The organism is Streptomyces sp. NPDC059567, from assembly GCF_042735655.1.
Taxonomy (GTDB): domain Bacteria; phylum Actinomycetota; class Actinomycetes; order Streptomycetales; family Streptomycetaceae; genus Streptomyces.
In genome coordinates, this window is sequence record NZ_JBHWBS010000007.1 from 63,641 (window position 1) to 66,522 (window position 2,882).

Annotated in this window: 1 protein-coding gene; it reads right to left on the bottom strand. The window is 71.9% G+C overall.

Features of this window, described 5'->3' with window-relative positions:
• Nucleotides 1-107 precede the first annotated feature (107 nt).
• Nucleotides 108-2,612 (bottom strand): ATP-dependent Clp protease ATP-binding subunit, encoded by a 2,505-nt coding sequence (locus tag ACFVZW_RS05880; RefSeq protein ID WP_384517269.1) that lies wholly within the window; start codon nucleotides 2,610-2,612, stop codon nucleotides 108-110.
• Nucleotides 2,613-2,882: the final 270 nt, after the last annotated feature.

The following is a 2,882-nucleotide window of genomic DNA, read 5'->3' on the forward strand; positions in this document are numbered from 1 at the left end:
GGGTGGGGGGGGGGGGGCGGGGCCCCGGGGCCGGACGGGGGGTCGACTTGGGGCCGGGGGGCCGGTCGGGGAGACGTCACTTCCGTGCCCCGCGGGCTGAGGGGGTGTCACGCGGCCGCCGAGCCGGCCTCCTGCTTGCTCACCCGGCACACCAGGGCGTCGTTCACGACGTCCGCCACGATCGTGTCGCCGGGGTCGGCCTCGCCGCCGAGGAGCAGGTCCGCGATCCTGTTGTCCAGCTCCGCCTGGATCGTGCGGCGCAGCGGCCGGGCGCCGAACTCCGGCTGGTGTCCGTGGGCGACGAGCAGCTTCTTCGCCGCCTCCGTCACCTCCAACTCCAGGCCCTGCGCCCGGACACGGCGTTCGCTCTGCCGTAGCAGCATGTCGAGGATCCGGGTGAGATCGTCCGCGGCGAGACCGTGGAAGATGATCGTCTCGTCGATGCGGTTGAGGAACTCGGGCGCGAAGTGGGCCCGCAGGTCCTTCTTCAGGTCGTCCCGGATCTCCGATACATCGCCGTGATGGGCGAGGATCCGCTGGGCGCCGATGTTCGACGTCATGATGACCACGCAGTGGCGGAAGTCGACCGTCCGGCCCTGGGAGTCCGTGAGGCGCCCGTCGTCGAGCACCTGGAGCAGGGTGTGGAAGACATCCGGGTGCGCCTTCTCCACCTCGTCGAAGAGCAGGACGCTGTACGGCTGCCGGCGCACCCTCTCGGTGAGCTGGCCGGCCTCCTCGTGACCGACGTATCCGGGTGGGGCGCCCACGAGCCGGGAGACCGTGTGCTTCTCCTGGAACTCGCTCATGTCGAAGCGGACCATGCGGCTCTCGTCGCCGAACAGCAACTCCGCCAGCGCCTTGGCCAGTTCGGTCTTGCCGACACCCGTGGGGCCGAGGAAGAGGAAGGAGCCCACCGGACGGTTCGGGTCGCCCATGCCCGCCCGGTTGCGGCGCACGGCCTGGGCGATGGCGGTGACCGCCTCGTCCTGGCCCACCACCCGGCTGTGCAGGGCGTCCTCCAGCTTGAGGAGCTTCTCCTTCTCGCTCTGCGTCATCTGTGCCACGGGGATGCCGGTACGCCGCGACAGCACCTCCGCGATGTCGTCGGCGGTCACCTCCATCACGCCCTCGCGCCGCTCCGCGACCCCCGCGAACTCCCCCTCCAGGCGGGCGATCTCCTGCTTGAGCTCGTTCGCCTTCTCGAAGTCCTCGGCCCCGACGGCCTCGTCCTTCTCGCGGCGCAGCTTCGCCAGCCGGTCCTCGCGGCCCACGACCTCGGTCGACTTGCCCAGCGAGCGGAGCAGCACCCGGGCACCCGTCTGGTCCAGCAGGTCGATGGCCTTGTCGGGCAGGAAGCGGTCGGAGACGTAGCGGTCGGACAGCTCGGCGGCCGCCACGAGCGCGGCGTCGCTGTAGCGGACCTGGTGGTGGGCCTCGTAGGAGTCCCGCAGCCCCTCCAGGATCAGGATCGTCTCCTCCACCGAGGGCTCGGGGATCATCACGGGCTGGAAGCGCCGCTCCAGCGCCGCGTCCTTCTCCACGTAGCGCCGGTACTCGTCGATCGTCGTCGCGCCCACCACGTGCAGCTCGCCGCGGGCCAGAGCCGGCTTGAGCATGTTGCCCGCGTCCATCGAGCCCTCGCCCGTCGCGCCGGCGCCCACCACCGTGTGCAGCTCGTCGATGAACAGCACCGTCGAGTCAGCGTCCGCCTTCACCTCGTCGATGACGTTCTTCAGCCGCTCCTCGAACTGGCCGCGGTACTGCGCGCCGGCGACGAGGCCGGACAGGTCCAGGGCGATGACCCGCTTGCCCTCCAAGGTCTTCGGCACCTCGCCCGCCACGATCCGCTGGGCGAGCCCCTCCACGATCGCGGTCTTGCCGACGCCCGGCTCGCCGATGAGGACCGGGTTGTTCTTCGAACGGCGGGAGAGGATCTCGACGGTCTGCTCGATCTCCTCGGCCCGCCCCACCACCGGGTCGAGCTTCCCCGCCCGCGCCTCATCGGTCAGATCCCGGCCGTACTCGTCGAGCGTGGGAGTCCTGCTCTCCGGTTTGGCCGCCGGGGCACCCTCCGGCCGTACCGTCCGGTCGGCCGTGGAGCGCAGACCGTCGACATCCGTCCCATACCCGCTCAGCACCTTCGCAGCGGCCCCGTTCGGGTCGTCGAGGAGCGCGCCGAGGATGTGCTCGGGGCCGATGTACGAGACCCCCGACGCCTGCGAGCGCTCGTACGCACGCAACAGGACCCGCTTGGCGGCCGGAGTGAGCCCAGGCTCCGCGGGCGGAACGCTGCTCTCTCCCGGCAGGGCCTCCGCGATCGCCTTGCCCAACTCGTCCGGGTCGGCGCCCGCCTGGGCCAGCAGACCGCGGGCGGGGTCGATCTGGGTGCAGGCCCAGAGCAGGTGCTCGGTGTCCAGGTCGGCGCTGCCGTCGTCGGCGGCGCGGGTGGTGGCCCGGTCGAGCAGCTGGCGCGCCGAGTCCGTCAGCAGCCTGCCGATCGGCACCCGCTGGACGGCCGGGGGAGAGGCCGCCGGCGACATCCCGAAGAAGCGGTTGAGGAGTTCGTTGAACGGGTCCGGTCCACCGAAGGAACCGAGGGGAGACATCGTCATCAGGTGCCGTCCAGGTGCGTCGACGTCCGGGCAGTGCTCCCTTCACTGGAACAGCAGTCGGCGCTTCCCACCCGCCGGTGCCGGTGACGGACCGTGGCCGCGACGGCCGCCGCCCGCGCGGTGATGAGGTGTTCGGCCGCTTTCGTGGCGCGCGAAGTGCGCGCCGACCTGTCCGGCGGCGGGGGGGTTGGCCCGGGGCGCCCCGGCGGGGGGGGGGGGGGCCGCGGACACGAGCGGGAGAGGAACCGCGCTGGGCGGGGGGTGGGAAAT